The organism is Lysobacter enzymogenes, from assembly GCF_017168095.1.
GTDB lineage: Bacteria > Pseudomonadota > Gammaproteobacteria > Xanthomonadales > Xanthomonadaceae > Lysobacter > Lysobacter enzymogenes_D.
Map to the genome: position 1 here is coordinate 1 of NZ_LXSD01000008.1, position 517 is coordinate 517.

The 517-nt window shown below is 76.4% G+C and carries 1 protein-coding gene; it reads right to left on the reverse strand.

The annotated features are described in order from the left end of the window. Positions 1 to 96 precede the first annotated feature (96 nt). Positions 97 to 517, reverse strand: a 421-nt coding sequence (locus A7A76_RS00225; RefSeq protein ID WP_206409298.1) for a hypothetical protein, incomplete at its 5' end; no start/stop codon positions are given.

Here is a 517-nt window from a genome sequence, read left to right on the forward strand (position 1 = left end):
GCGCAGCGCACGCCAGGCGAGTGCGCGCGCCGGCACACGCGTGCGCACGCGCCTTCGCGCATGCGCTCGCAGCGGCGCGGGCGCGCGGCGCGCGCATCAACCGTTCGAACCCGTGGCGGCAGTGCGCGCGGCGGCATCGCCGCCGCACTGCGCGGTCTTGGCGCGTTCGTCTTCGAGCTTGCCCTGCAACTCGCGCACGCGGTTCTCGCGCTCGACCTGGCCGAAGCCGAGCAGCGTCACCCGCCGGCCCTTGGCATAGGCCGGGTCGCGATAGAGCTCGGCCAGTTCCAGCCCGGCGCGATACAGCGCCTCGCTGCCGGCCGCGCACTCGGCCGCGCGCGTCTGCGCCGCCTGCAACTGTTGCGCCAGCTCGGCGCGCTCGCGCTCCTTGCGTTGCGCGCTGTGCGCCGCCTGCTCCTGCGCGCTGCGCCACTTCTGCGCTTCGCCGCGCGCCTGTTCGGCCGAGGCCGAGGCCTGGCCGAGGCGCTGCTGCAGCGCCGCCAGCTGCGCGCCGTCG